The sequence below is a fragment of the Microbacterium sp. H1-D42 genome, assembly GCF_022637555.1.
GTDB lineage: Bacteria > Actinomycetota > Actinomycetes > Actinomycetales > Microbacteriaceae > Microbacterium.
Genome location: NZ_CP093342.1, coordinates 618536 through 642702, shown reverse-complemented (window position 1 = coordinate 642702; position 24167 = coordinate 618536). Strand labels below are relative to the sequence as shown.

Annotated in this window: 20 protein-coding genes; 9 read left to right on the top strand and 11 right to left on the bottom strand. The window is 67.5% G+C overall.

Features of this window, described 5'->3' with window-relative positions; translation table 11 throughout:
• Nucleotides 1–9: 9 nt before the first annotated feature.
• Genes narI through MNR00_RS02900 form a run of 4 tightly spaced genes read right to left on the bottom strand, consistent with a single transcriptional unit; the run spans nt 10 to nt 6879 of the window.
• Nucleotides 10–768 carry a respiratory nitrate reductase subunit gamma gene (gene narI / locus MNR00_RS02915; protein ID WP_241927681.1) on the bottom strand — a complete coding sequence of 253 codons (759 nt, stop codon included), beginning with the start codon at nt 766–768 and terminating at the stop codon, nt 10–12.
• 2 nt (nt 769–770) lie between these two features.
• The gene (narJ, locus tag MNR00_RS02910; protein WP_241927680.1) at nt 771–1487 is read right to left on the bottom strand and encodes a nitrate reductase molybdenum cofactor assembly chaperone; all 717 of its coding nucleotides are present in this window, start codon (nt 1485–1487) and stop codon (nt 771–773) included.
• Nucleotides 1484–3160: a nitrate reductase subunit beta gene (gene narH / locus MNR00_RS02905; protein WP_241927679.1), complete on the bottom strand. Its 1677-nt coding sequence runs from the start codon at nt 3158–3160 to the stop codon at nt 1484–1486. The genes narJ and narH overlap by 4 nt, the downstream gene beginning before the upstream one ends.
• A complete protein-coding gene (locus MNR00_RS02900) occupies nt 3157–6879 on the bottom strand; it encodes a nitrate reductase subunit alpha (protein WP_241927678.1) in 3723 nt (1240 codons plus the stop codon). Before MNR00_RS02900 ends, narH begins: the two co-directional genes overlap by 4 nt.
• Nucleotides 6880–7073: 194 nt before the next feature.
• Here MNR00_RS02900 and MNR00_RS02895 point away from each other — a divergent pair, with 194 nt between their 5' ends.
• Both MNR00_RS02895 and moaA read left to right on the top strand, forming a co-directional pair.
• The gene (locus MNR00_RS02895) at nt 7074–8297 is read left to right on the top strand and encodes an MFS transporter (protein WP_241927677.1); all 1224 of its coding nucleotides are present in this window, start codon (nt 7074–7076) and stop codon (nt 8295–8297) included.
• A 60-nt stretch (nt 8298–8357) separates the two neighbouring features.
• Complete coding sequence (moaA, locus tag MNR00_RS02890; protein WP_241928747.1) at nt 8358–9362, top strand: GTP 3',8-cyclase MoaA; 1005 nt, start codon at nt 8358–8360, stop codon at nt 9360–9362.
• A gap of 16 nt (nt 9363–9378) precedes the next feature.
• Here the strand turns inward: moaA and MNR00_RS02885 are convergent, their stop codons facing one another.
• Nucleotides 9379–10473: a cytochrome P450 gene (locus MNR00_RS02885; protein ID WP_241927676.1), complete on the bottom strand. Its 1095-nt coding sequence runs from the start codon at nt 10471–10473 to the stop codon at nt 9379–9381.
• 135 nt (nt 10474–10608) lie between these two features.
• Here MNR00_RS02885 and radA point away from each other — a divergent pair, with 135 nt between their 5' ends.
• Entirely contained in the window at nt 10609–11985 is a 1377-nt protein-coding gene (gene radA / locus MNR00_RS02880; RefSeq protein WP_241927675.1) for a DNA repair protein RadA, read from the top strand.
• A 12-nt stretch (nt 11986–11997) separates the two neighbouring features.
• On the opposite strand, the gene MNR00_RS02875 is transcribed toward radA, so the two are convergent.
• The 4 genes from MNR00_RS02875 to MNR00_RS02860 all read right to left on the bottom strand — a co-directional run bounded on the left by MNR00_RS02875 (nt 11998) and on the right by MNR00_RS02860 (nt 16433).
• Nucleotides 11998–12411 carry a dehydrogenase gene (locus tag MNR00_RS02875; RefSeq protein ID WP_241927674.1) on the bottom strand — a complete coding sequence of 138 codons (414 nt, stop codon included), beginning with the start codon at nt 12409–12411 and terminating at the stop codon, nt 11998–12000.
• A 239-nt stretch (nt 12412–12650) separates the two neighbouring features.
• Nucleotides 12651–13304 carry a hypothetical protein gene (locus MNR00_RS02870; protein ID WP_241927673.1) on the bottom strand — a complete coding sequence of 218 codons (654 nt, stop codon included), beginning with the start codon at nt 13302–13304 and terminating at the stop codon, nt 12651–12653.
• 9 nt (nt 13305–13313) lie between these two features.
• Nucleotides 13314–13817 carry an amino-acid N-acetyltransferase gene (locus MNR00_RS02865; RefSeq protein ID WP_241927672.1) on the bottom strand — a complete coding sequence of 168 codons (504 nt, stop codon included), beginning with the start codon at nt 13815–13817 and terminating at the stop codon, nt 13314–13316.
• 87 nt (nt 13818–13904) lie between these two features.
• Nucleotides 13905–16433 (bottom strand): ATP-dependent Clp protease ATP-binding subunit, encoded by a 2529-nt coding sequence (locus MNR00_RS02860; protein WP_241927671.1) that lies wholly within the window; start codon nt 16431–16433, stop codon nt 13905–13907.
• Nucleotides 16434–16760: 327 nt separating this feature from the next.
• Here MNR00_RS02860 and MNR00_RS02855 point away from each other — a divergent pair, with 327 nt between their 5' ends.
• The 5 genes from MNR00_RS02855 to MNR00_RS02835 all read left to right on the top strand — a co-directional run bounded on the left by MNR00_RS02855 (nt 16761) and on the right by MNR00_RS02835 (nt 20240).
• Nucleotides 16761–17387 carry a hypothetical protein gene (locus tag MNR00_RS02855; protein ID WP_241927670.1) on the top strand — a complete coding sequence of 209 codons (627 nt, stop codon included), beginning with the start codon at nt 16761–16763 and terminating at the stop codon, nt 17385–17387.
• The gene (locus MNR00_RS02850) at nt 17387–18169 is read left to right on the top strand and encodes a hypothetical protein (protein ID WP_241927669.1); all 783 of its coding nucleotides are present in this window, start codon (nt 17387–17389) and stop codon (nt 18167–18169) included. The genes MNR00_RS02855 and MNR00_RS02850 overlap by 1 nt, the downstream gene beginning before the upstream one ends.
• Nucleotides 18166–18402 (top strand): helix-turn-helix transcriptional regulator, encoded by a 237-nt coding sequence (locus MNR00_RS02845; protein ID WP_241927668.1) that lies wholly within the window; start codon nt 18166–18168, stop codon nt 18400–18402. The genes MNR00_RS02850 and MNR00_RS02845 overlap by 4 nt, the downstream gene beginning before the upstream one ends.
• 78 nt (nt 18403–18480) lie before the next feature.
• The gene (locus tag MNR00_RS02840; protein WP_241927667.1) at nt 18481–18678 is read left to right on the top strand and encodes a hypothetical protein; all 198 of its coding nucleotides are present in this window, start codon (nt 18481–18483) and stop codon (nt 18676–18678) included.
• Between the two features lie 188 nt (nt 18679–18866).
• Nucleotides 18867–20240: a dicarboxylate/amino acid:cation symporter gene (locus tag MNR00_RS02835; protein WP_241928746.1), complete on the top strand. Its 1374-nt coding sequence runs from the start codon at nt 18867–18869 to the stop codon at nt 20238–20240.
• Between the two features lie 60 nt (nt 20241–20300).
• Here the strand turns inward: MNR00_RS02835 and MNR00_RS02830 are convergent, their stop codons facing one another.
• Together MNR00_RS02830 and MNR00_RS02825 are read right to left on the bottom strand one after the other, a co-directional pair.
• Nucleotides 20301–22010, bottom strand: coding sequence for a cation:proton antiporter (locus MNR00_RS02830; RefSeq protein WP_241927666.1), 1710 nt, complete (start codon nt 22008–22010; stop codon nt 20301–20303).
• 49 nt (nt 22011–22059) lie between these two features.
• Complete coding sequence (locus MNR00_RS02825) at nt 22060–22701, bottom strand: phosphoribosyltransferase family protein (RefSeq protein WP_241927665.1); 642 nt, start codon at nt 22699–22701, stop codon at nt 22060–22062.
• An 80-nt stretch (nt 22702–22781) separates the two neighbouring features.
• Here MNR00_RS02825 and MNR00_RS02820 point away from each other — a divergent pair, with 80 nt between their 5' ends.
• Entirely contained in the window at nt 22782–23825 is a 1044-nt protein-coding gene (locus MNR00_RS02820) for an LLM class flavin-dependent oxidoreductase (RefSeq protein WP_241927664.1), read from the top strand.
• Nucleotides 23826–24167: the final 342 nt, after the last annotated feature.

Here is a 24167-nt window from a genome sequence, read left to right as displayed (position 1 = left end):
GTGTGTTGGCTAAGGCCTCCGCAACCGCTCCGGATCCGGGGCCTCCACCGGGTCCCAGCCGCGCTTCGGCGCCCGCGCCCCGCGCTGCTCGTCACGCGAGCGGTACACGATGTACGGACGGAAAAGGTAGCCGACCGGCGCCGAGAACACGTGCACCAGGCGCGTGAACGGCCACAGCGCGAACAGCAGGCAGGCGGTGATGATGTGCAGCTGGAACAGCAGCGGCACATCGACCATCAGCTCGGGCCGAGGGCGGAAGATGATCATCTCGCGCATCCACGGCGAGATGGTCTCGCGGTAGTGGAACCCTGGACCGAACACCTGGTACACCAGCGTCGCGGCCGTGCCGAACAGCAGCGTCGCGCCGAGGAAGACGTACATGACCTTGTCCATCACGGTCGTCGCGAGGAACACGGCCGGCACCGTGCGGCGGCGGAAGATCAGGATCGCGAGCCCGGCGAGCGTCAGCAGGGCCGCGAACGTGCCGAGCACGGTGGCGCCGATGTGGTAGATCTCCTCGCTGATCCCGATGGCGTAAAGCCACTCGCGCGGGATCAGCAGGCCGACGACGTGACCGGCGATGACCATCAGGATGCCGAGGTGGAACATCGGCGAGCCCCAGCGCAGCAGCTTGTTCTCGTAGGTCTGCGACGACCGGGTCGTCCAGCCGAACTTGTCGTAGCGGTAGCGCCAGATGTGTCCGAAGATGAACACCGCCGCACACACGTATGGCAGCGCCACCCACAGCAGGATCTGCATCGTGCTCATGATCACTCCCCTGTCACAAAGGCCGAAGTCGAATCGCCGGTGCCACGGAAGGCCGGCATGGGCAGGCTCAGACCGACCGTCTCGGTCGGCGGGCCCTCACTCACCAGGGCGAGCACTCTCTCACGAGTGGCCTGGTCGACCTTCGGCAGCGACAGTGTGATGACGCGCACGATGTCGGCCCACGGGCTGTCCATGCTCTCCAGCGCTGCTCGCAGCACCTCGATGCCCTCCCGGTGCGCGGCGAGCACAGCATCCGCCACATCCGACTGCGACCGCGCTGAGAACTCCAGCACCGCCGGCAGGTAGTCGGGCAGCTCGTCGGCGTCGAACTCCCACCCCGCCGCCCGGTAGGCGTCGAGGAAGGTGACCAGCGCCGTGCCACGGCGACGGGTGTCGCCGGTGGCGTAGTAGCTCAGATACAGCGAGCACTTGCGCTTGAGGTCGAACGTGGTGACGTACATCTTCTGCAGATCGGATGCCCCGATCTCGCGTGCCCTGGCGATGAATCGCTCGAGCGGCTCGGCGACGGCCTTCGGCAGCGCGACCGCATTCGCCTCGAACACGTCCAGGCGCTCGGTCCACTGCGCATCCGGGTAGTCCAGCAGCAGCGAGGCCAGCATGTGCACGGTGCGCCGCTGCGCGGCGTTCAGCGAGGCCGGTGCGAGGGCATCCGGCAGCTTGCGCTTGGGCGTCACCCGCGGGGGCAGGACGGTGCTCATGTGCGCTCACCGTCCGTGTCGTACGAGCGCTGCTCGGCGCGCTCACCCTCGGGCGGGAACAGCCCCTGGGCGCTGCCGTTGCCGTCCCAGTTCAGCAGGTTGATCCGTCCTGGGCTCGAGGGGCGATCGGCGGTCTGGCGGTCCGAGAGCGCGTTGAAGTTCTCCACCGCCACCGGCACAGAAGATCCGCTGGCCGCGCCGAACGGGCCGCCTCCGCCCATGCCGGGGCCGCCATCGAAGTCGAGCGAGCAGCCCATCTCCTCGAGGTCGTGTGCCTGCTCCTGGTGCGCTGCCGGAATGACGTAGCGCTCCTCGTACTTCGCGATCGCGAGCAGTCGGTACATCTCCTCCATCTGCCGGCCGCTCATGCCGACCGCATTCGCGATCTCCTCCTCGCGCACGCCGTCGATGCTGATGCCGCGCATGTACGAGCGCATGGCGGCGAGCTTGCGCAGCGAGTCGTTCACGGGCTCCACATCGCCTGCCGTGAACAGCTCGGCGAGGTAGCTGATCGGGATGCGAAGCTTGTCGATCGCGGCGAACAGCGTCCTGGCATCCTCACCGTCGTTGCCCGAGCCGGTGACCACGTCGACGACGGGAGAGAGCGGCGGGATGTACCAGACCATCGGCATGGTCCGGTACTCGGGGTGCAGCGGCAGGGCCACCTTGTAGTCGTGGATCAGGCGCCACACCGGGCTGCGCTGGGCGTGCTCGATCCAGTCCTCTGGGATTCCGTCGCGGCGTGCGGCCTCGATGACCTCGGGGTCGTTCGGGTCGAGGAGCACCGAGCGCTGCGCGTCGAGCAGCTCGTGCTCATCCTCGACAGCCGCGGCCTCGGCCACGCGGTCCGCGTCGTAGAGCACCAGACCCAGGTACCGAAGGCGGCCGACGCAGGTCTCGGAGCACACGGTGGGCAGGCCCACCTCGATGCGCGGATAGCACATCGTGCACTTCTCGGCCTTGCCGGTCTTGTGGTTGAAGTAGACCTTCTTGTACGGGCATCCCGAGATGCACATGCGCCAGCCGCGGCAGGCGTCCTGGTCGACCAGGACGATGCCGTCCTCCTGGCGCTTGTACATCGCACCGGACGGGCACGACGCCACGCACGAGGGGTTCAGGCAGTGTTCGCAGATGCGCGGCAGGTAGAACATGAAGGCCTTCTCGTACTCGGCCTTCACCTCTTCGCTCATCTTCTTCAGGATCGGGTCGTCCTGCATCGTCTCGATCGAGCCGCCGAGGTCGTCGTCCCAGTTCGCCGACCACTCGACCTTCATGTCCTTGCCGGTGATCAGGCTCTTGGGCCTGGCTACCGGGGTGTGGTCGCCGCTGGGGGCGTTGACGAGCATGTCGTAGTCGTACGTCCACGGCTCGTAGTAGTCGTCGATGCCTGGCAGCTTCGGATTCGAGAAGATGCGGGCGATCTTCGCGAGACGCCCGCCGCTGCGCAGCCGCAGCCGACCGCGCTTGTCGCGCACCCAGCCGCCGCCCCACTTCTCCTGGTCCTCGTACCCGCGCGGGTAGCCGACACCGGGTCGGGTCTCGACGTTGTTGAACCAGACGTACTCCACGCCGGTGCGGTTGGTCCACGCCTGTTTGCAGGTCACCGAGCAGGTGTGGCATCCGATGCACTTGTCGAGGTTCATGACCATCGACATCTGAGCCATTACTTTCATCGGTAAGACACCTCCTGGTTGCGGCGACGGATCGTGGTGACCTCGTCGCGCTGGTTGCCTGTCGGTCCCAGATAGTTGAACGCCCATGCCAGTTGCGCGTAGCCGCCGATGAGGTGGCTCGGCTTGAGCAGGATGCGGGTGAGGGAGTTGTGGATGCCGCCGCGCTTGCCGCTCATCTCACTGAGCGGCACATCGACCGTTCGGTCCTTCGCGTGGTACATGTACACCGTGCCCTCCGGCATGCGGTGCGACACGTTGGCCCGCGCGACGACGACGCCGTTGCGGTTGTACGACTCGATCCAGTCGTTGTCGCGCACGCCGATCTTCTCGGCGTCCTGCGGACTCATCCAGATCGTGGGGCCGCCCCGCGAGAGCGAGAGCATGAACAGGTTGTCCTGGTACTCGGAGTGGATCGACCACTTCGAGTGCGGCGTCAGGTAGCGCACGTGCACCTCGGTGTGGGTGCTCTTGCCCGGGATGACGTCGCCGAACAGGCGGTGCATGTCGAGCGGCGGACGATACACCGGCAGCGATTCGCCGAGCTCATCCATCCAGTCGTGGTCGAGGTAGAAGTGCTGGCGACCGGTGAGGGTGTGCCAGGGCTTCAGGTGCTCGACGTTGATCGCGAAGGCCGTGTAGCGGCGGCCGCCATGCTCTGATCCCGACCACTCGGGCGAGGTGATCACACTGCGCGGCTGCACCGAGACGTCCTGGAAGGTGAGCTGCTTGCCCTCGTGCTCCTCGGCGAGGAACACCATCTTCTGACCGGTGTGCTTCTCGAGCTGCTTGAAGCCCTGCACGGCCAGACGGCCATTGCTGGTGCCCGAGAACGCCAGGATCATCTCGCACGCGCGCTGGTCGCTGTCCAGTCGCACCGAACCGGCGTACGGTCCTGCTGCGACGGTTCCGTTCACGCTCTTCAGCCGCTCGATCTCGGGCTCGGGGTGATAGGTGATGCCCTTGGTCGTCATGCCGAGCTTCGCGGTCAGCGGGCCCAGCGACTTCCACTTCTCAGCGAGGTTCGGATAGTCCCGCTCGACGACCGCGAGCTTCGGCATCGTGACGCCTGGTACGCGCGGCAGATCCTCGACCCGGCCGTGCGGGGTGGCCATCGCATCGGGGGTGTCGTGCTGCAGCGGTGTCGCCACCACGTCGCGGCGCACTCCGAGGTGCGTGCGCGAGAACTCGCTGAACTTCTCGGCGAGGATGCGGAACGTGTCGAAGTCGGTCTTCGTCTGCCACGGCGGCGCGATGGCCGGGTTGAACGCGTGGATGAACGGGTGCATGTCGGTCGACGACAGGTCGTACTTCTCGTACCAGGTCGCCGCCGGCAGCACGATGTCACTGAACAGCGTGGTGCTGGTCATGCGGAAGTCGGCCGTCATCAACAGATCGAGCTTGCCCTCCGGCGCCTTCTCGTGCCACGTCATCGACGTCGGCCGCGAGTCGGGTCCTGCTTCGGATGCCCGCACCGAGGCATCCGTTCCGAGCAGGTGCTTGAGGAAGTACTCGTTGCCCTTGCCGGACGAGCCGAGCACATTCGCGCGCCAGATCGTCATGATGCGCGGGAAGTTCTCCGGGGCATCCGGGTCTTCCACTGCGAACTTCAGCGAGCCGTCGTTCAGGCTGTCGACGACGTGCTGGGCCGGCTCCTTGCCTGCGGCCTCCGCCTCATCCACCAGGTCGAGCGGGTTGCGGTCGAAGGTCGGGTAGCTCGGCATCCAGCCGCGCTGCACCGATTCCACGAGGCAGTCCGCCGTCGTGCGGCCTTCGAAGCGCCCCAGCCCCAGCGGGGAGGCGAGCTGATCAGCAGGCAGTCCGTCGTAGCGCCACTGGTCGGTGGCGAGGTAGAAGAACGCCGTGCCGATGGTGTGCCGCGGCGGGCGGTTCCAGTCAGCGGCGGCGGCGTACTGCTGGTAGCCGGTGATCGGGCGGACCTTCTCCTGGCCGACGTAGTGCGCCCAGCCGCCGCCGTTCACACCCTGGCAGCCGGTCATGGTCGTCAGCGCCAGGAAGGCGCGGTAGATCGTGTCGGAGTGGAACCAGTGGTTGGTGCCGGCTCCCATCAGGATCATCGAGCGACCGCCCGAGCGCTCGGCGTTGTCGGCGAACTCCCGCGCGATGCGCGCGGCCTGCTCGGCGGGCACCGAGGTGTGCTCCTGCTGCCAGGCGGGGGTGCCGGGCGAGGAGGCGTCGTCGTAGCCGGTCGGCCACTCACCTGGCATCCCGTCGCGGCCGACGCCGTAGCGGGCCAGCATCAGGTCGAAGACCGTCGTGACCTTCTTGCCCGCGATGGTGCGCACCGGCACGCCGCGCGTGACGACGCCGGAACCGCCGGCGTGCTCCTGGCCGGGCTCCGGGGCCAGGTCGAACCGGGGCAGGCTGATCTCTGAGGTCGCGCCGTCCCACGAGGCGAGATCGGCGACGGACAGCGGCGGTACGACGTCGCCGAGGTCGAGGTTCCACTTGCCCTCGTCCTCGGGGCTGAAGCGGTGTCCGAGCGAGCCGTTCGGAACGACCGCGCTGCCGGACTGGTCCATCAGTACCGGCTTGAAGTCGGCGCGCGCCTGCGTGGCATCCGCCCCCTCGAGATCGGATGCTGTCACGAACTTGCCCGGCACGAATCCGCCGTCACGCTCTTCGACCTCGACGAGGAACGGCGCGTCTGTGTAGCGCTGCATGTAGTTCTCGAAGCGCTCGGTGCGCGCCTCCACGAAGTGCTCGCGCAGGATGACGTGCCCCATGGCGATGGCGAGCGCGCCATCGGTGCCGGGATGCGGGGCGACCCACTCGTCGGCGAACTTCGTGTTGTCGGTGTAGTCGGGCGAGACCGTGATGACCTTCTGGCCGCGGTAGCGGGCCTCGGTCATGAAGTGCGCGTCGGGCGTGCGGGTGACCGGCACGTTCGAGCCCCACATGATCAGGTAGCCGGCGTTCCACCAGTCGGCGGACTCCGGCACGTCGGTCTGGTCGCCGAACACCTGCGGGCTCGCGACCGGCAGGTCGGCGTACCAGTCGTAGAACGACAGCATGGTGCCGCCGATGAGGTTCATGAAGCGCGACCCCGCACCGTGCGAGACCATCGACATGGCCGGGATCGGCGAGAAGCCGGCGATGCGGTCGGGACCGTACTGCTTCACCGTGTGCACGTGGGCGGCCGCGGCGATCTCCATGACCTCATCCCAGCTCGTGCGCACGAGTCCGCCCTTGCCGCGCACCTTCTTGTACGCGCGGGCCTTGTCGGGGTCCTCGACGATCGACGCCCAGGCGTCGACGGGGTCGGGATGCTGCGCCTTGGCCTCGCGGTACAGCCGCGCGAGCGTCTCGCGGATGTAGGGGAAGCGCACGCGGGTCGGCGAGTAGGTGTACCAGCTGAACGCCGCGCCCCGAGGGCAGCCGCGTGGCTCGTACTCCGGGGAATCAGGGCCCACCGACGGGTAGTCCGTCTGCTGCGCCTCCCACGTGATGATGCCGTCCTTGACGTACACCTTCCACGAGCACGAGCCGGTGCAGTTCACGCCGTGCGTGGAGCGCACGACCTTGTCATGCGACCAGCGGTCTCGGTAGAACGAGTCGCCGGAGCGGCCGCCCTTCAGGAAGACCGAGCGCAGGTCCTCCGAGGTCTCACCTGGTCGCACGAAGCGTCCCATGTTCAGCAGGGCATCGGCGAGTGGGCCATCCGTCGCAGGTGCGATATCGGTGCGGGGACCAGGGGTCATCTCTGCTCCTTCCCGGAGTACACAACGTGTACCCAGCATCCTGCCCACGCCAGGGCCTGTAAACAAGGGTTCGCCGTTTTTAATGCTCTGCACGCCGCCGTGCATATTCCCGGCGCAAATGGTGGCCCCTGCGCACCAGGCGCGCTACTGTCGCCGGTATCTAAGGGATGCCACCGGTATCGAAGGGATACCCGATGACCGAATCATCTAAGACCGCCGCTCCGTCTTCCACAGACCTCAAAGGCGGATTCGCCCAGGTGCTCCTGGCGACACTCGCATCGACCATCGGCTTCTGGGCCTGGATGGCGATATCGCCGCTGCAGCAGACCTATGCCGAGAACATGGGACTCGATGAGGGCCAGATCTCGCTGATGCTGGCCACCCCGGTACTCGTCGGCGCGCTCGGACGCATCGTGATCGGCGCGATGACCGACCGCTTCGGCGGACGGAAGATGTTCACCGCGGTGCTGCTGCTCTCTGCTCCGGCCGTGCTGCTGGTCGCCCTGGCCGGCAGCATCAACAGCTTCCCCCTGCTGATCATCTCGGGGTTCTACCTCGGTGTCGCCGGCACGATCTTCGCCGTCGGCATCCCATTCTCAAGTGCGTGGTTCCCGCCAGAGCGTCGCGGTTTCGCGAACGGCGTCTTCGGCATGGGCATGATCGGCACAGCCGTGTCCGCCATGCTGACGCCCCGGCTCGCCGACGGCATCGGCTACCTGCCCACGCACCTGATCATCGCCGGCGCGCTGGTCGTGATGGCTGTCGTGGTGTGGTTCTTCCTGAAGGAGTCCCCGGTCTGGGTGCCGAGCAAGGACAAACTGATCCCGAAGGTCACCGGCGCGCTCAAGCTGCGCGTGACGTGGGAGATGTCGTTCCTCTACGGCATCGTGTTCGGCGGGTTCGTGGCCTTCTCGACCTTCCTGCCGAAGTACCTCACGACGATCTACCCGGATGACGTGGATGCCCTCGGCGCCGGCGCCCGCACGGCCCTCTTCGCGGCGGCCGCCGTCGTCGCGCGCCCCATCGGCGGTGTGCTCGCTGACCGCTTCGGCCCGAAGGTGATCTCGCTGATCTCGCTCGGCGGCATCGTCTCTCTGGCGTACGTCGTCGGACAGCAGCCGCCGGAGGGCATCGTGACCGGCGCCGTGTTCATCCTGATGGCCGCGGCCATGGGGCTCGGCATGGGTGCGGTGTTCGCCTGGATCGGCCCGTCGACCCCGAAGGACAAGGTCGGCGCGGTCAGCGGTGTCGTCGCTGCGGCAGGTGGCCTCGGCGGCTACTTCCCGCCGCTGGTCATGGGCGCGACGTACCACCCCGAGACCAATTCGTACTCGCTCGGTCTGTGGCTGCTGGTTCTGGTCGGGGCGTTCGCCCTTGTCGTCGCCGGCATGCTGAAGGATGTCGGAAAGAAGGACTGATCTGTGGTGGCCGTTCCTGTCATGATCGCGCCCGCCCCGCCGCGGGCGGCCGCGAGGCGGATGCCGAATGCCGGCCCGCTGCGTGACACCCACGGACGCGCGCATCGCGATCTGCGCATCTCGCTGACCGACCGGTGCTCTCTGCGCTGCACGTACTGCATGCCTGAGCAGGGCGTGGAGTGGCTGGCGAAGACATCGATCCTGTCGACCGACGAGATCGTGCGAGTGGCGCAGATCGCGGCGGATGCCGGGATCACCACGTTCCGGCTGACCGGTGGTGAGCCGCTGCTGCGCCGCGACATCGTCGACGTCGTGCGTCGGATCTCGCGGATCGAGTCGGCGGGCGCTCCGGTGCAGGTGGCGATGACCACGAACGGCATCGTGCTGGCCGACAAGCTCGACGAGCTGATCGACGCCGGGCTCACGCGTCTGAACATCTCGATCGACACGCTGCGCCGCGATCGGTTCGCCGCCCTGACGCGCCGCGACCGACTGGACGATGTGCTGCGCGGGATCGCCGCGGCGGCAGCATCCGACCTCCGCCCACTCAAGCTCAACACCGTCGCGATGCGCGGCGTGAACGACGACGAGATGGTCGATCTGGTGCAGTTCTCCGTCGACCACGGCGCCGAGCTGCGCTTCATCGAGCAGATGCCGCTGGATTCGGGGCACACCTGGGATCGCTCGGCGATGGTGACGCGCGACGAGATCCTCGCCGCGCTGTCGCAGCGCTGGGACCTCGAGCCCGTGCCCGGACGCGGCGGCGCGCCGGCCGAGCGCTGGCGGCTGGACGGCGGCCCCTCGACGGTGGGCGTGATCGCTTCGGTGACCGCGCCGTTCTGCGGAGCGTGCGACCGGCTGCGGCTGACCGCCGACGGCCAGCTGCGCAACTGCCTGTTCTCCACCCACGAGTTCGACCTGCTGCCGTCATTGCGCGACGGGTCGCCTGACGCCGTGCTCGAAGACGTGCTGCGGCGCTGCATCTGGGCGAAGCTGCCGGGGCACGCGATCAACGACCCGTCGTTCCTGCAGCCCGACCGCGGCATGAACGCCATCGGCGGCTAGCTGGCGCTGATCACGCCTACCGCAGCACCACCGGGACGGTCGCCCAGCCTCCGAGGGGCGCTTCGAAGCGTGTCGGATGCTGATCGCGGGCGGGCTCGATCATCTCGGACCCCTCGAGCAGGGCGATGACCACGGCACGCAGTTCGGCGTACGACAGGTCGCGGCCAGGGCACACGTGCGGGCCGATGCCGAAGACGAGATTCGCCGCCGCGTGGGCCTGCGGGTCGAAGCGATCGGAGAACACGTCAGGGTCGACGTTCGCCGCAGTCCAGTCCAGCAGCACGGGCGCGCCCTGGGGGATCTCGACGCCGGACTGCGTGGTCACCGGGCAGGTCGTGACGCGCTTGTTGGCCACGAACGGATCGTCGATCCGCAGGCACTCCCCGAGGATCGCGTCGAGTTCGCGGCGCCCGGCGACAGCATCCGAACCCCCGCTCCGGATGCCGCGTGCCAGCTCACGCATGCGCTGCTGCCAGCGGGGCCGCTCCGCCAGCCGGTGCACGACGACGCCCACGCAGCGGGCGAGCGATCCGAGGTCGCCTGCGGTCCAGTTGCGCAGGATCGAGACGATCTCGTCATCGGTCAGTGCGCGGTCGTGCACGCGCTCGTCGAGCAGGCGATGGGTGGCATCCGGTGTGATCGGGAGTCCCCGCCCGCGGGCGACGCGGTGCGCGGTGACCTGCCGCTTCACCAGCGCGTCGAAGTCGGCCGCGATCCGGGCGTTCACCGTGGCATCCGGCTGGCGCGCGGCGGCGTAGTTGCGCGCCATCCACTCGCGCAGCTCGTCCTCGACCTCGACCGGCCACCCCAGCCATCGGCACTGCGCGCGCACGGCATACGCCTCGCCGAGGTCGCCGACGGCGTCGAAGGAGACGTCAAGCGGCAGCGCGGCGACGATGGCGCGGGCGACCTCGTCGAACAGCGGCTGCAGGTCGTCGACGATCGTCGGCGTCATCTGGCGGTCGACGAGGGCGCGAAACGCGCGGTGCTCGTCGCCGTCCATGCCGTTGGGAACATGCAGGTGGCGTGAGGTGCGGCTCGAGAAGGACTGCGCATCCTTCGCAGCGGACACCACATCGGCATGTCTGGTCAGCCTGACCGTGTCGGACATGGCCCCTCCCCCGAGATCTGCTCGCCTCAGATTATCGCCGTGAGCGCCTCCCGCACACCGTGAATATCGTTCGCTCGACGCGCGCCGTTTCGCGCCGCGCCCTGGGACGTCGGATGCCACGGATAGCCTGGGTCCATGGCCACCCGTCGACCCGCACCGCCCGCCTTCGTCTGCACCGAGTGCGGCTGGACGACGGCGAAGTGGGTGGGCCGCTGCGGCGAGTGCCAACAGTGGGGCACAGTGGCCGAGCAGGGTGCGAAGACGGGCTTCGCCCGGCAGACGGATGCTGTCGCACCGGCCGCCCACCGCGCAGCGCGTCCCATCACCCAGATCACCACGGCTGACGCCCCGCGTCGCACCAGCGGCATCGGCGAGTTCGACCGGGTGCTCGGCGGCGGCATCGTGCCGGGGGCGGCGATCCTGCTCAGCGGCGAGCCAGGGGTCGGCAAGTCCACCCTGCTGCTCGAGGTCGCAGCAGCGACCGCCAGAGCCGGCCGCCGCGTGCTGTACGCCAGCGCCGAGGAGTCACCGGCACAGGTGCGACTGCGGGCCGAGCGCACCGGTGCGCTGCATGACGACCTGTACCTCGCGAGCGAGACCGATCTCGCGACCATCCTCGGGCACATCGATGAGGTGAAGCCCGAGCTGGTCATCGTCGATTCGGTGCAGACCGTCGCCTCTGGGCTGATCGACGGCGCCGCAGGTCAGCCGAGCCAGGTGCGCGAGGTCGCGGCGACCCTGATCCGCGTGGCGAAGGACCGCGGGCTGCCCGTGATCATCGTGGGGCACGTGACGAAGGACGGACAGGTCGCCGGTCCGCGCGTGCTCGAGCACCTCGTGGACGTCGTGTGCCATTTCGAGGGCGACCGTCAGACGGCACTGCGGTTCATCCGGGCACTCAAGAATCGCTTCGGCCCGACCGATGAGGTCGGATGTTTCGAGATGACCGGAGTCGGCATCGCCGAGGTTCCCGACCCCAGTGGACTCTTCCTCTCGCGGGGCGCTGCCGAGCCAGGCACCTGCGTGGCCATCGCCATGGAGGGGCGCCGCGCACTGCCCGTCGAGGTGCAGGCGCTGACCATCACCTCGAACGCGCCGAACCCCCGCCGCGTCGTGCACGGGCTGGACTCATCGCGCGTGGCGATGGTGCTGGCGATCCTCGAGCGACGCGCCGGCATCGAGACCTCGAAGCTCGACGTCTACGTGTCGACGGTCGGCGGAGTGCGCTTCACCGAGCCTGCGGCTGATCTGGCGATCGCGGTGGCGGTGGCGGGCTCCATCCGGCACACGTCCGTGCCGCAGACGCTGGCCGTAGTCGGCGAACTGTCGCTGGCTGGTGAGATCCGGCCGGTGACGCAGGCCGCGCAGCGCCGCAGCGAAGCCGCGCGATTGGGCTATCAGCATGTGATCGACGACCGCTCCGCGAAGCTGAGCACGGCCCTGACCGACATCAGGTCGCGATCGAAGGGCGCGCCCACGAGCACCCGCGACGACGAAGTGCCGCCGTTCTAGGACTCAGTGAATTCAGGCCTCGAGCGCCTTCAAGAGCTCAGCGGGCGGGGCCTGCATCGGGTGCGGGCCGGCGATGTCGAGGAACACGGTCGTGATGGTGTCGCGGTGCGTCGTGAGGAACGACTTCAACCACGCCGGTGAGTAGATTCCGACGCCGGGCGGCAGGTTCGCCGGCTTGTGTGTCGCATCGCTGAACAGCAGTAGGGCCACATCGCCACTGTTCGGGTCGCGGTAAGTCCAGACCTCTCCCCCATCCAGAGGGTTGTCGCGCGCGCCGGGTTTGATGAGCGGCACGACCGTGTTGCCGTTGCGCAGCGCGAGGGCGACGGCCGCCATGTCCTGATTCTCGAGCGCCTGAGCCAGCGCCTCGGAACGGAACTCTTCCGGTGCCGGGCGCTTCTTCGCCGCTGCCCTCTTCTTCGCCATGAGTCCAGCCTACGAGAGTGCGCAAAGAGCGACAGTGGAAAGAGTGGGGCCCTCTCGAGTCCTCCATTGGGGACTGGGGTACTCGAGAGGGCCCTCCTGGCTCCCGACGCGGCGTTGTCGAAGCGCTGGGGACGCTCAAATCGACACCACTGGGGATGGTTTACGCCACAACAGGTCTAGGAACCACTATTCATGGTATCCCAAAATATCGGTTGTGTGTGTTGAACATCCGATGGTTTTCAGCGCAGAATGACCTGTTTTGAGGTCTCGCTCTCAAACCCGCCGATCTCGACATTCACGTGGTACGAAGCGCCACCGCCTGGAGCACGCGGACGATTCTTGTCTTCACAGGTGTCCACAGACGACCGCGTGCGATCCCAGATCACCGGCGTCGCACTGGAAACCGACTTTCCGGCCTTCATCGTGACGATCATGTCACTGGGCGCGGTCTGGCAGTCCGTCGAGCGCCACCACTCGTCAGAGCCGCTGGTGACAGTGAACTTCTGCGTGGCGGAGCCCACATTCATCGTGCAGTCGTGCTCACCCCTGTTGGTGAGCTTGATGGACAGTTCGGGCAGCTCACCGGCTGCGTACGTGTCAGCATCCGTCTGCGCCTCCACGACGATGTCGGCCGCGGCGCACGCGACGATCCCCGGTGTCTCCGACGCGTCGGGGCTCGGTGCGTCGCTGGGCTCTTCGCTCGGGGACTCGCTGTCACTCGGCGCGGGCTTCGTCGGCTTCGGCGACGAGGTGGCGGGAGTACCGGATACGGCCGACCAGGGCTGCGCGATCGCGAGCCAGACGCCCCCACCGATCGCGGCGACGAGCACCAGTGAGAGCACGATCACCAGGAGTCGTCGTCTGCGGTAGACGGCGGCGGACTGACGGGGCATGAACCAAGGCTAATTCAGGTGCTTGATCATCCTGGTGTTGCCGAGCGTGTTGGGCTTGACGTGCGCGAGATCGAGGAACTCCTCGACACCGGCATCGCCGCTGCGCAGCAGCTGGGAGTAGACGTCGGCATCGACCACCTGCTCTCCGATGGGCACGTATCCGCGGCGGGTGAAGAACTCCGTCTCGAACGTGAGGCAGAACAGACGCGTGAGGCCCAGCTCGCGAGCGCGCTCCTCGAGGGCGTCGACGATCGCACGGCCGACGCCGTGCCGCAGGTAGTCGGCGCGCACGAGCAGGGTGCGCACCTCACCGAGGTCCTCCCACATGACGTGCAGGGCACCGCATCCGATCAGCACACCGTCCGCCTCCGCCACGACGAACTCCTGCACCGCGCCGTAGAGCACCGCGAGATCCTTGCCGAGCAGGATGCGCCGGTCGACCATCGGCTCCAGCAGGGAGTGGATGCCGGTGATGTCGGTGCTGCGCGCTGCGCGGACGGTGTACTCGCTCACGATTCAAGACTAGAACCCTGATGCTGGTGAAACAGCGAAGGGCTCGGATGCCGTGGCATCCGAGCCCTTCGATGGTGCGTCGTGCGATCAGTCGGTGCCGGTGGCAGCGAGGTCGGGCGTGGCCGAGATACCGGCGCTGGTGTCAACACCGACCGAGACCTTCTCGCCGCGCGGCGCGTGCACGAAGTCGAACTTGCCATCGACGACGTCGACCTTCACGTGGTCACCGCTGTTGAGCTGACCGTGCAGGATGCGCTCCGAGAGCTGGTCCTCGATCTCGCGCTGCATGGCGCGGCGCAGCGGCCGTGCGCCGAGCGCGGGGTCGAAGCCGATGTCGATGAGCTTGTCCTTGGCCGCATCCGACAGCTCCACCGTCATGTCACGGTCGAGCAGGCGGTCGCCGAGCTGCTTGGTGAACAGGCCGACGATCTGGCGCAGCTCGCTCTTGTCGAGCTGCGGGAAGACAATGATGTCGTCGAGGCGGTTGAGGAACTCGGGCTTGAAGTGGCGCTTGAGCTCTTCGTCGACCTTGCCCTTCATCCGCTCGTAGGTCGTCGTCGAGTCGCCCTCGAGCTGGAAGCCCACGGGGCCTCCGGCGATCGCCGACGAGCCGAGGTTCGTCGTCATGATGATCACGGTGTTCTTGAAGTCGACCACGCGGCCCTGACCATCGGTCAGACGACCCTCTTCGAGGATCTGCAGCAGCGAGTTGAAGATGTCGGGGTGGGCCTTCTCGATCTCATCGAACAGCACCACCGAGAACGGCTTGCGGCGCACCTTCTCGGTGAGCTGACCACCCTCTTCGAAGCCGACGAACCCGGGAGGGGCTCCGAACAACCGCGAGACGGTGTGCTTCTCGCCGAACTCCGACATGTCGAGCGAGATGAGGGCCGCCTCGTCGTCGAACAGGAACTCGGCGAGAGCCTTGGCGAGCTCGGTCTTTCCGACACCGGTGGGGCCAGCGAAGATGAACGAACCGGATGGGCGCTTCGGGTCCTTCAGACCCGCACGCTGACGGCGGATCGTGCGCGAGAGCGCGGCGATCGCCTCTTCCTGACCGATGACACGCTGGTGCAGCGCCTTCTCCATGAAGACCAGTCGCGAGGACTCCTCTTCGGTGAGCTTGAAGACCGGGATGCCAGTGGCCTGAGCCAGAACCTCGGCGATCAGACCCTCGTCGACGACGGCCTGCGTTGCCACGTCGCCCGAGCGCCACTGCTTCTCGAGGCGCAGCCGCTCACCGAGCAGCTCCTTCTCCTGGTCGCGCAGCGACGCGGCCTTCTCGAAGTCCTGCTCCTCGGAAGCGGCTTCCTTCTCCTGCCGCACCTTCGCGATGCGCTCGTCGAACTCGCGCAGCTCGGGCGGGGAGGAGAGGATGCTGAGGCGCAGGCGCGCGCCGGCCTCATCGATCAGGTCGATCGCTTTGTCAGGCAGGAACCGGTCCGAGACGTAGCGGTCGGCGAGGTTCGCCGCAGCGACGATGGCGCCGTCGGTGATCTGCACCTTGTGGTGCGCCTCGTAGCGGTCGCGCAGACCCTTGAGGATGTTGATCGTGTGCGGCAGCGTCGGCTCGTTCACCTGCACCGGCTGGAAGCGGCGCTCGAGCGCGGCATCCTTCTCGAAGTACTTGCGGTACTCGTCGAGCGTGGTCGCGCCGATCGTCTGCAGCTCGCCGCGCGCGAGCAGCGGCTTGAGGATGCTCGCGGCGTCGATCGCGCCCTCGGCAGCACCCGCACCCACGAGGGTGTGAATCTCGTCGATGAAGACGATGATGTCGCCGCGCGTGCGGATCTCCTTCGTGACCTTCTTCAGACGCTCTTCGAAGTCACCGCGGTAGCGGGAGCCGGCGATGAGCGAGCCGAGGTCGAGCGAGTAGAGCTGCTTGTCCTTGAGCGTCTCGGGGACGTTGCCCTTGACGATCGCCTGCGCGAGGCCCTCGACGACGGCGGTCTTGCCGACGCCGGGCTCGCCGATCAGGACGGGGTTGTTCTTGGAGCGGCGAGAGAGGATCTGCATGACCCGCTCCGCCTCCTTCTCGCGCCCGATGACGGGGTCGAGCTTGCCGTCACGGGCGGCCTGCGTGAGGTTGCGACCGAACTGGTCGAGCACCTGCGAGCCACCCTGAGCGGTTGCCGGGCCATCGTTCGCCTGCGCGCCGACCGAGGCCGTCTCGCGACCGGGGGCGCCGGAGAGCAGCTGGATGACCTGCTGGCGCACCTTGTTCAGGTCAGCGCCGAGCTTCACGAGCACCTGAGCGGCGACGCCCTCGCCTTCGCGGATCAGGCCGAGCAGGATGTGCTCGGTGCCGATGTAGTTGTGGCCGAGCTGCAGCGCCTCGCGCAGGCTCAGCTCGAGCACCTTCTTGGCGCGAGGGGTGAACGGGATGTGACCAGAGGGCTGCTGCTGACCCTGGCCGATGATGTCCTGAACCTGCTCGCGCACGGCGTCGAGCGAGATGCCGAGGCTCTCGAGCGCCTTCGCTGCGACACCCTCACCCTCATGGATGAGGCCGAGCAGGATGTGCTCGGTGCCGATGTAGTTGTGGTTGAGCATCTTCGCCTCTTCTTGGGCGAGGACGACGACCCGACGGGCTCGGTCGGTGAATCTCTCGAACATGCTGTGACTCCTTTTCGCACGTCGGCGAAGCGGCGTAGTGCCTTGTACATCGAGAGTAACGAGCGGACGGGACGTGGATGCCCGTGTTCGCCGTCGGCATACTGGCGCGGGCGGGCTCCGGGACGTTCCCTTCGCTCGCAGAGCGGGTGCCCCTCCCGCTTCGCGGGTCCCTCCCCGATGCTCACTCCGGGAACGTCCCCGCGCCCTGGGGTTCTGCGACGATCGCTCGGCCGCCCGGCGAATGGGGAGAAAGCTATTGACACTCATATCGATTGTCGTTACCTTAACGAAAGTCGATAACAACGAATATCGATATGGAGGGTGATCATGACGGGGAACACTGGACGGCCGGTGTCGCGAGCGGACGGATTCGGACTGGGGCTCATCGCCACGGGCGCGGTGAGCGTCGGCATCGCGGCACTCGTCGCGGTGATCAAGGGGGCGTTCGAGGTGTTCGGCTCCGAGGTTGCTGTGCGGATGCCCGTCACCGGGGGTGCGGTCTCGTCGCTGGCCGGCGTCGATGGCATCCGCTCTGCCGACTACTCTCAGGCCGACGTCACCTTCACGACGCTCTCGGCCGGGGCACGGTGGATGCTGCTGCTCGAGGGCGCACTGCCGGCGCTGGCGACCATCGGTGTGTGCGCCGTGGCTTGGTGGCTGGGCGTCTCGCTGATCCGCGGACGGGCGTTCCGCAAGACCATGTCGACGACCATCGGAATCGCAGCCTGCCTCGTCGTCGCCGGTGGCATGTTCGGCCAGCTGTGCGGAGCGATCGGTCGAGCCATGATCGTCGATCGGCTCGGATCCGACGATCCGTCGATCTACGACACATTCGCGGTGTTCTCGATCGACCTCGATCTCGCGCCACTCGGTTGGGGCTTCGCCCTCGCACTGATCGCAATGGCGTTCGCGACGGGCCAGCGCATGCAGCGCGACACGGAAGGGCTCGTGTGATGTTCAGCGTGGGAACGTCGGACCTCGCGTCCGGCCTGTCGCAGGTGCTGCTCGCACTCGTCGTCGTCGGCCTGATCGCCTCGATCGTGGGCGTCCGGGCGAAGAAAGCGGGCAGCTCTTCCGTGGCGCTGGATGTCGCAGCGTCGTTGTCGTTCGTCTGGCTCGTGCTCTGCGCGGTCGCGGTGGTGTTCGTGACATGGCAGAGCCTGGCCGGTTCGAACGTGCTGACCTCGGGCGCCGGCGTGGATTGGAGCGAGCCGGACGGAACGTGGAGTGGCGGCAAGGGCTTCAACGACCCCGATGCCGTTGATGATGGCCTTCCGGCACTGATCGGCGGCTACTCGAACGGGACCCAGTTGGAGATCGTTGGCCTGCCCCTGGGCATCCGGCTCCTGTTCGTCAGCGTGCAGGTGCTCAACATCGCACTGGCCGCGTTGCCGGCGGTCGTCGTGCGCGCGATCACGGTGAAGGCCGCGCTGGGCGATCCGTTCGCTCCGCGAGTGGCGAAGACGCTGTGGGTCTCATCGCTCGTCGTGCTGGTCGCCGGAATCGTTCGCGACCTGATCGATCCCATCTCACAGACCCTGGCCGCGCAGGCCGTACTGCCCTTCGAGCGCGCGGATGCAGGACTCGTGGCGTCGCCGACGTTCGAATTGACGGTGCAGATCTGGCCGTTCGCCGCTGCGTTGGTGCTCGCCGCGCTGGCGGCGGTGTTCCGGCACGGACACCGGCTACAGGAGGAGCGCGAGACGCTCAAGCGTGAGACGGACGGCCTGATATGAGCCCCGCCGACGCGGACGACGAGTTCACTGGCATCCACTGCCGTCTCGACGAGCTGCTTGCAGAACGCAACATGACCCTCACCGAGCTGAGCTCGCGAGTGGGAGTGAGCATCGTGAACCTGTCGGTGCTGAAGAACGACCGCGCGCGGGCGATCCGCTATTCGACGCTGCGGGCGATCTGCGACGCGCTGGAGTGCGAAGTGGGTGAGCTGCTGGTCGTGGCCGAGCGCTGAATGCACCCCTTGCGGGTGCACGTTCGTCGATGCAGGATTAGCGGAACAGCAGCTCCCGATGCAGCAATGAGGTGTGCGATGAAGCGAACCTGGCCGTTCTTGGTCGCAGGCATCGTCCTTGTGGCCATCGGTGTGGTGTGGATGCTGCAGGGCCTGAACGTGCTGCAGGGCTCGGTGATGAGTGGCTCTTCACTCTGGGGCACGATCGGCCCGATCGTCCTGATCGTGGGACTGGTGCTGATCGCGATGGGGATCCTGCGCCGCCGCAAGCGGTGACGCGAACAACTGGTCCTCGCCCTTCGTCATTCTTCGTCATCCCCGCCCAGGGAATGGTGTGGCGCTCATAACGTTGGATCCACGTGGCGCGCACAAGGCGCGCGAAGACAGCGAACATGGAGACCCCCGTGAGCAGCACCACCCGCGCCGCCAAGGCGCCCGACACCCGAGGCCCGGTGCGCAAGCTGCTGACCTCCTTCGGGTTCCAGATCATCGCCGCCCTCGTGCTCGGCATCGCCGCCGGCCTCATCGCGGTCGCGACCGGAGCGAGCGCAGAGAACAAGACGGCGCTGTTCGTCACCCTCGACACCATCGGCAGCTCGTACGTCACGATCCTCAAGGCCGCGGTCGTTCCGCTGATCTTCACGGCGATCGTCGCGAGCATCGCCAACCTGCGGCGTGTGCAGAACGCCGCGCGCCTCGCGGGTCAGACGCTGCTGTGGTTCGCGATCACCGCGTTCATCGCCGTGTCGATCGGCATCGTGCTCGGCCTCGTCATCCAGCCGGGCGCTCGCGCCGGCGCTGGGCTCGAGACCGGCGACCCGTACACGGTCGGCACCTGGTGGAACTTCCTGCTCGGTCTGATCCCGCAGAACTTCCTCGGCCTGACGGTCTCGGCGGGTCAGGACCCGACCGGCGCGATCTCAGCCAACGTGGGATTCAACATCCTGCAGGTCATCGTCGTCGCCGCAGCCGTCGGCATCGCCGCGCTCAAGGCGGGCAAGAAGGCCGAGCCGTTCCTCGCCTTCACCGAGTCGCTGCTGAAGGTCATCCAGCGCGTGCTGTGGTGGATCATCCGCATCGCCCCGATCGGCACCTTCGGCCTCATCGGCGCCGCGGTCGTCAAGTACGGCTGGGACAAGCTCACCTCGCTCGCTTGGTTCGCCGGTGCCATCTACATCGGCCTCGCCCTGGTGCTGTTCGTCGTCTACCCGATCCTCATCAAGACCCACGGCCTGTCGATCAAGCAGTACTTCTCCGGTGTGTGGCCCGCTGTGCAGCTGGCGTTCGTCAGCCGCTCCTCGATCGGCACCCTGCCGCTGACCGAGCGCGTCACCGAGCGCAACCTCGGCGTGCCCCGTGCCTACGCGTCGTTCGCCGTGCCGCTGGGTGCGACCACCAAGATGGACGGCTGCGCCGCCATCTACCCCGCGATCGCCGCGATCTTCGTCGCGCAGTTCTTCGACATCCAGCTGAACCTCGTGCAGTACCTGCTGATCATCATCGTCTCGGTGGTCGGCTCGGCAGCCACCGCTGGCACCACCGGTGCCGTCGTCATGCTCACACTGACCCTGTCGACCCTCGGCCTGCCCCTCGAGGGCGTCGGCCTGCTGCTCGCCATCGACCCGATCCTCGACATGGGCCGCACCGCGGTCAACGTCGCAGGTCAGGCGCTGGTCCCGACCATCGTCGCCAAGCGCGAGGGCATCCTCGATGAGGAGCTCTACAACGCTCCCCGCAACGGCCTCCCCTTCGCCGAGGACCTCGACGACGACTCGGAGACCGAAGCGTCGGATGCTGGTGAGCCGGACGCCACGAAGGAGCCGGTCACCGCGGGCTGACCCTCACCGCTCTCCACGTCACAGGCGCCTCGCCCCTTCTTGGGGCGGGGCGCTTGTGCGTCAGGAACCTGGCCCGCGGGTCGCGATCCTCGCATCCAGCGCCAGCTCTTCAGCATCCATCGCCGCGATGAGCTCGTGCATCACCTCTTCGCTGAGGTTGCCGGCATCCCGCTCCTCCAGCAGCAGCTGTCGGCGCACCGACAGCCACTTGCGCGACATCGCCGCGAGCTCGTCGTGCGTCGGCAGCGCGTGATCGTCCAGCTGCGCGCTTTCCGCATCCGACTCCACCCGCACGAGCCGCTGCGCGAACTTATCGAATGCAGGCAGGCGATCCTCGCCGTACTCCTTCGCCCACTCGCGCCGCATCTCACGCAGGTACGCCTTGCCTGCCTCGCGACTGCGCTGGCGCACAGCCGCCACCTGCCTGGCATCCTCCTGCGCCTCCTTGTCGTCGACCACGCCGAGCACCCGGATCAGCCACGGCAGCGTCAGCCCCTGCAGCAGCAGTGTGCCCACGGTCACGACGAAGGCGACCACGACGATGGCGTGCTCGGCCTGAGCATCCAGTCCCGCAAGGTCCGCCGCGGCGAGCGCCGTCGCCAGCGTGACAACGCCACGCATGCCGGCCCACGAGATCACGGCGTTGTCGCGCCACGAGAGCTTCGTCTCGGCAAGCTGCGCGCGCACCTGCTCCATGGTGAGGGGCTGCCGCCGTCGGTGGGCCTCGTCAGCGGGCAAGCGCGCCTGGTGCGACGCGACCCTCTCCCACTTGCGCAGGCGCTGCTTCAACCACCACTGCCCCCACATGTCGGCCGGGTAGACGAACGCGGGACGCACCACGAGCACGACCAGCAGCACGATCAGCGACAGCACGATGATCGGGCCGACATCGCCGTCCTGCAGATCACCGAGCACTCGCGGCAGCTGCAGTCCGATGTAGGCGAAGACGAACGATTCCAGCAGGAAGTCGGCCGACAGCCACAGCGGCGCCTCCTGCATGCGGTTCGTGTAACTGGTCTTGGGTGCGTTGAAGCCGACGTAGAGTCCCATCGCGACCACCGCCAGCACGCCCGAGCCGCCCAGCTGCTCGGCGATGCCGTAGGCGCCGAACGGAGCCAGCAGCCCGAACGTGCCGTTGACGACCGGATCGTCAACGCGCATGCGCAGCTGATGCAGCACCATGCCGAACACCATGCCGACGGCCACGCCGACGATCACCGCGAGCAGGAACTGCCAGATCGTCTCGCCGAGGTTGAACGCCGCGGCGCCCGCGACGACCGCCGCGAACACGCGGAACATCGTCAGCGAGGTGGCGTCATTGATCAGACTCTCCCCCGACAGCACCGTCATCACCCGCCGCGGCAGGCCGAGTTTTCGCCCGATGGATGCTGCCGAAACCGCATCCGGAGGTGCGACGATCGCTCCGAGCAGCAGCGCGCCGGGCAGGGTGAGGGACGGCATCAGCCACCAGGCGACCAGTCCGACGACCACCGCGGTGACGACCACCAGGCCGATGCCGAGGCGGCGGATCTGCGGCATGCTGCGCCGGAAGCTGAAGAACGACACGTCGAGCGCCGCCGAGTACAGCAGCGGCGGCAGCACGATGTTCAGCAGCACGTGGCCGTCGATCGAGATGTTCGGGACGAACGGCAGGAACGATGCCGCGAGCGCGACGACCGTCACAAGCAGTGGCGCCGGCCACCCCCGTCTGCGTGCGACGGCCGCTACCGCGACAGCTCCGACAACGACGAAGAAGATGCTGGCATCCATCACGAAAGCGTAACGGGTACGTGCCCGTCTATTGAGGGTGCGTGCCCGTCTAACGAGGCTGCGCCAGCAATTCGATGACCTCGGCATCACTCGTCTGGCGGAAGTCGATGTAGTGCATCCCGACGGCCATGAACGTACGCGGCGCATGCAGACACACGACCTCGTCGACGTCGGGCAGCTGCTCGAGCGCATCGGGAGCGGCGACGGGCACCGCGACGACGACGCGCGCGGCTCCTCTCGCGCGTGCGATCGCGCAGGCGGCGCGCATCGTCGCCCCGGTGGCGATGCCGTCGTCGACGATGATCGCGGTGCGACCCTCCATTGGGACGGGCGCGCGTCCGGGGCGGAAGAGAGTCGCACGGCGCTCGACCTCCTCGCGCTGCACGGCTTCTCGCGCGGCGAGGTCGGCGGATGAGATCCCGGATGCCCGGATGAGGTCGTCATTGCGCGCGGTCGCGCCCTCTTCGCCGACCGCGCTGAGTGCGAGCTCCTCCTGACCAGGTGCGCCGACCTTGCGGACGACCAGCACGTCGAGCGGGGCGTCCAGCACATGGGCGACTTCGGCGGCGACGGGGACGCCGCCGCGCGGCAGGCCGAGGATGACGCCTCTTTCGTATGCGCCGGATGCCCGTGACGCGAGCTCTTCGGCGAGCCGGCGACCGGCATCCGATCGGTCGATGAAGGTGCGCATGCTCTCGGCCTACGCCGACCTCGGACGCGGATCAAGAGTTTCTCGGAATGCGGCCGGCATGTGCGAGGTTGGGAATGATGATGACTGCTCCCGCCCTCTCCGTTCTCGACCTCGTTCCCGTCCGTCACGGACAGACCAGCGCTCAGGCGGTGACCGCCTCGATGGCGCTCGCTGTCAGGGCTGATGGGCTGGGTCTGCGCCGCTACTGGTTCGCAGAGCATCACAACATGCCGTCTGTGGCATCCACTTCTCCGCCCGTTCTGATCGCGGCCGCGGCGTCGCGCACTTCTCGGATCCGGGTGGGATCGGGCGGTGTCATGCTGCCGAATCACGCGACGCTGATCGTGGCGGAGCAGTTCGCTGCGCTCGAAGCGCTCGCCCCTGGACGGATCGACCTCGGCATCGGGCGTGCTCCGGGCAGTGACCCCGTGATCACGCAGTTGCTGCGGCAGTCGGGCACCGCAGCTGACGTCGAGCGGTTCCCGTCTCACGTGCAGGACATCGCCCTGATGCTGCAGCCAGAAGGCGCCACGCTGCAGTTCACCAGCGGCGGCGAGTACAACGTGACGTCGACGCCCGCGGCCACGGGCGCTCCGCAGATCTGGCTGCTCGGATCGAGTGACTATTCTGCCCAGCTGGCGGCTGCGCACGGACTGCCGTACGTGTTCGCGAACCATTTCTCGGGTGTCGGGCTCGAGCGGGCGCTCGATCTGTACCGGACGGCGTTCCAGCCTTCTGCTGCGTTGGCTGCACCGCTGACGTTCCTGACCGCGAACGTCGTGGCGGCTCCTACCGCTGACGAGGCGTCTGAGCGCGCGCTGCCCCAGCTGCGGACGATGGCTCGGCTTCGGCAGAACAAGCCGATGACCGCGCTCGAGACAGTGGAGCAGGCCGTCGCAGGGCTGGCGGCCACGTCGGACTCGGCGGAGCTCGCGCTGATCGACTCGATGCGGGAGCGCTGGTTCATCGGAGACGCCACGTCAGTGGCATCCGACCTCGCGTCCTTCGCCGCACGCCACGGCGTCGACGAGATCATGGTCTCGCCGGTGTCCGGCTCGTATGAGGCTGAGCCGCTGGATGCGTCGCCAGGCCGAGTGCAGACGCTGGAGCTGCTGGCCGGCTGAGGAGCCGCGGCTCTGCCTCGCGCATGCGCCTGGGTCGGGTCGCGACAAGGGATGGGTTCCTCCGATGGCGAGGCCGGCCTTCCCACCGGAGGAATCCATCCCGACCGCACGACGGGGATGCTTTCGTCTGGTGCGGAGATGCGGCCGCCGCACATTTCCATCCCATGCAGCAGTGACGGACGACGCGACACCACTCCTCCTCCACAGAAGCGGGCATGCCCCCGCTTGTCCACCGATTCCGGAATACCGACAATTGCCGGCACGCGGCTCGGGTCAACATGTTCGGATGCGCCACCGGATCATACTGCCTCCGTCCCTGGGCAACCACTTCGCGCTCCGGGA

Excerpts from the sequence above, each read along its gene's own strand:
- narI (WP_241927681.1), bottom strand. The coding sequence starts at position 768 with ATGAGCACGATGCAGATCCTGCTGTGGGTGGCGCTGCCATACGTGTGT.
- narJ (WP_241927680.1), bottom strand. The coding sequence starts at position 1,487 with ATGAGCACCGTCCTGCCCCCGCGGGTGACGCCCAAGCGCAAGCTGCCG.
- narH (WP_241927679.1), bottom strand. The coding sequence starts at position 3,160 with ATGAAAGTAATGGCTCAGATGTCGATGGTCATGAACCTCGACAAGTGC.
- MNR00_RS02900 (WP_241927678.1), bottom strand. The coding sequence starts at position 6,879 with ATGACCCCTGGTCCCCGCACCGATATCGCACCTGCGACGGATGGCCCA.
- MNR00_RS02895 (WP_241927677.1), top strand. The coding sequence starts at position 7,074 with ATGACCGAATCATCTAAGACCGCCGCTCCGTCTTCCACAGACCTCAAA.
- moaA (WP_241928747.1), top strand. The coding sequence starts at position 8,358 with ATGCCGAATGCCGGCCCGCTGCGTGACACCCACGGACGCGCGCATCGC.
- MNR00_RS02885 (WP_241927676.1), bottom strand. The coding sequence starts at position 10,473 with ATGTCCGACACGGTCAGGCTGACCAGACATGCCGATGTGGTGTCCGCT.
- radA (WP_241927675.1), top strand. The coding sequence starts at position 10,609 with ATGGCCACCCGTCGACCCGCACCGCCCGCCTTCGTCTGCACCGAGTGC.
- MNR00_RS02875 (WP_241927674.1), bottom strand. The coding sequence starts at position 12,411 with ATGGCGAAGAAGAGGGCAGCGGCGAAGAAGCGCCCGGCACCGGAAGAG.
- MNR00_RS02870 (WP_241927673.1), bottom strand. The coding sequence starts at position 13,304 with ATGCCCCGTCAGTCCGCCGCCGTCTACCGCAGACGACGACTCCTGGTG.
- MNR00_RS02860 (WP_241927671.1), bottom strand. The coding sequence starts at position 16,433 with ATGTTCGAGAGATTCACCGACCGAGCCCGTCGGGTCGTCGTCCTCGCC.
- MNR00_RS02855 (WP_241927670.1), top strand. The coding sequence starts at position 16,761 with ATGACGGGGAACACTGGACGGCCGGTGTCGCGAGCGGACGGATTCGGA.
- MNR00_RS02850 (WP_241927669.1), top strand. The coding sequence starts at position 17,387 with ATGTTCAGCGTGGGAACGTCGGACCTCGCGTCCGGCCTGTCGCAGGTG.
- MNR00_RS02845 (WP_241927668.1), top strand. The coding sequence starts at position 18,166 with ATGAGCCCCGCCGACGCGGACGACGAGTTCACTGGCATCCACTGCCGT.
- MNR00_RS02840 (WP_241927667.1), top strand. The coding sequence starts at position 18,481 with ATGAAGCGAACCTGGCCGTTCTTGGTCGCAGGCATCGTCCTTGTGGCC.
- MNR00_RS02830 (WP_241927666.1), bottom strand. The coding sequence starts at position 22,010 with ATGGATGCCAGCATCTTCTTCGTCGTTGTCGGAGCTGTCGCGGTAGCG.
- MNR00_RS02825 (WP_241927665.1), bottom strand. The coding sequence starts at position 22,701 with ATGCGCACCTTCATCGACCGATCGGATGCCGGTCGCCGGCTCGCCGAA.
- MNR00_RS02820 (WP_241927664.1), top strand. The coding sequence starts at position 22,782 with ATGACTGCTCCCGCCCTCTCCGTTCTCGACCTCGTTCCCGTCCGTCAC.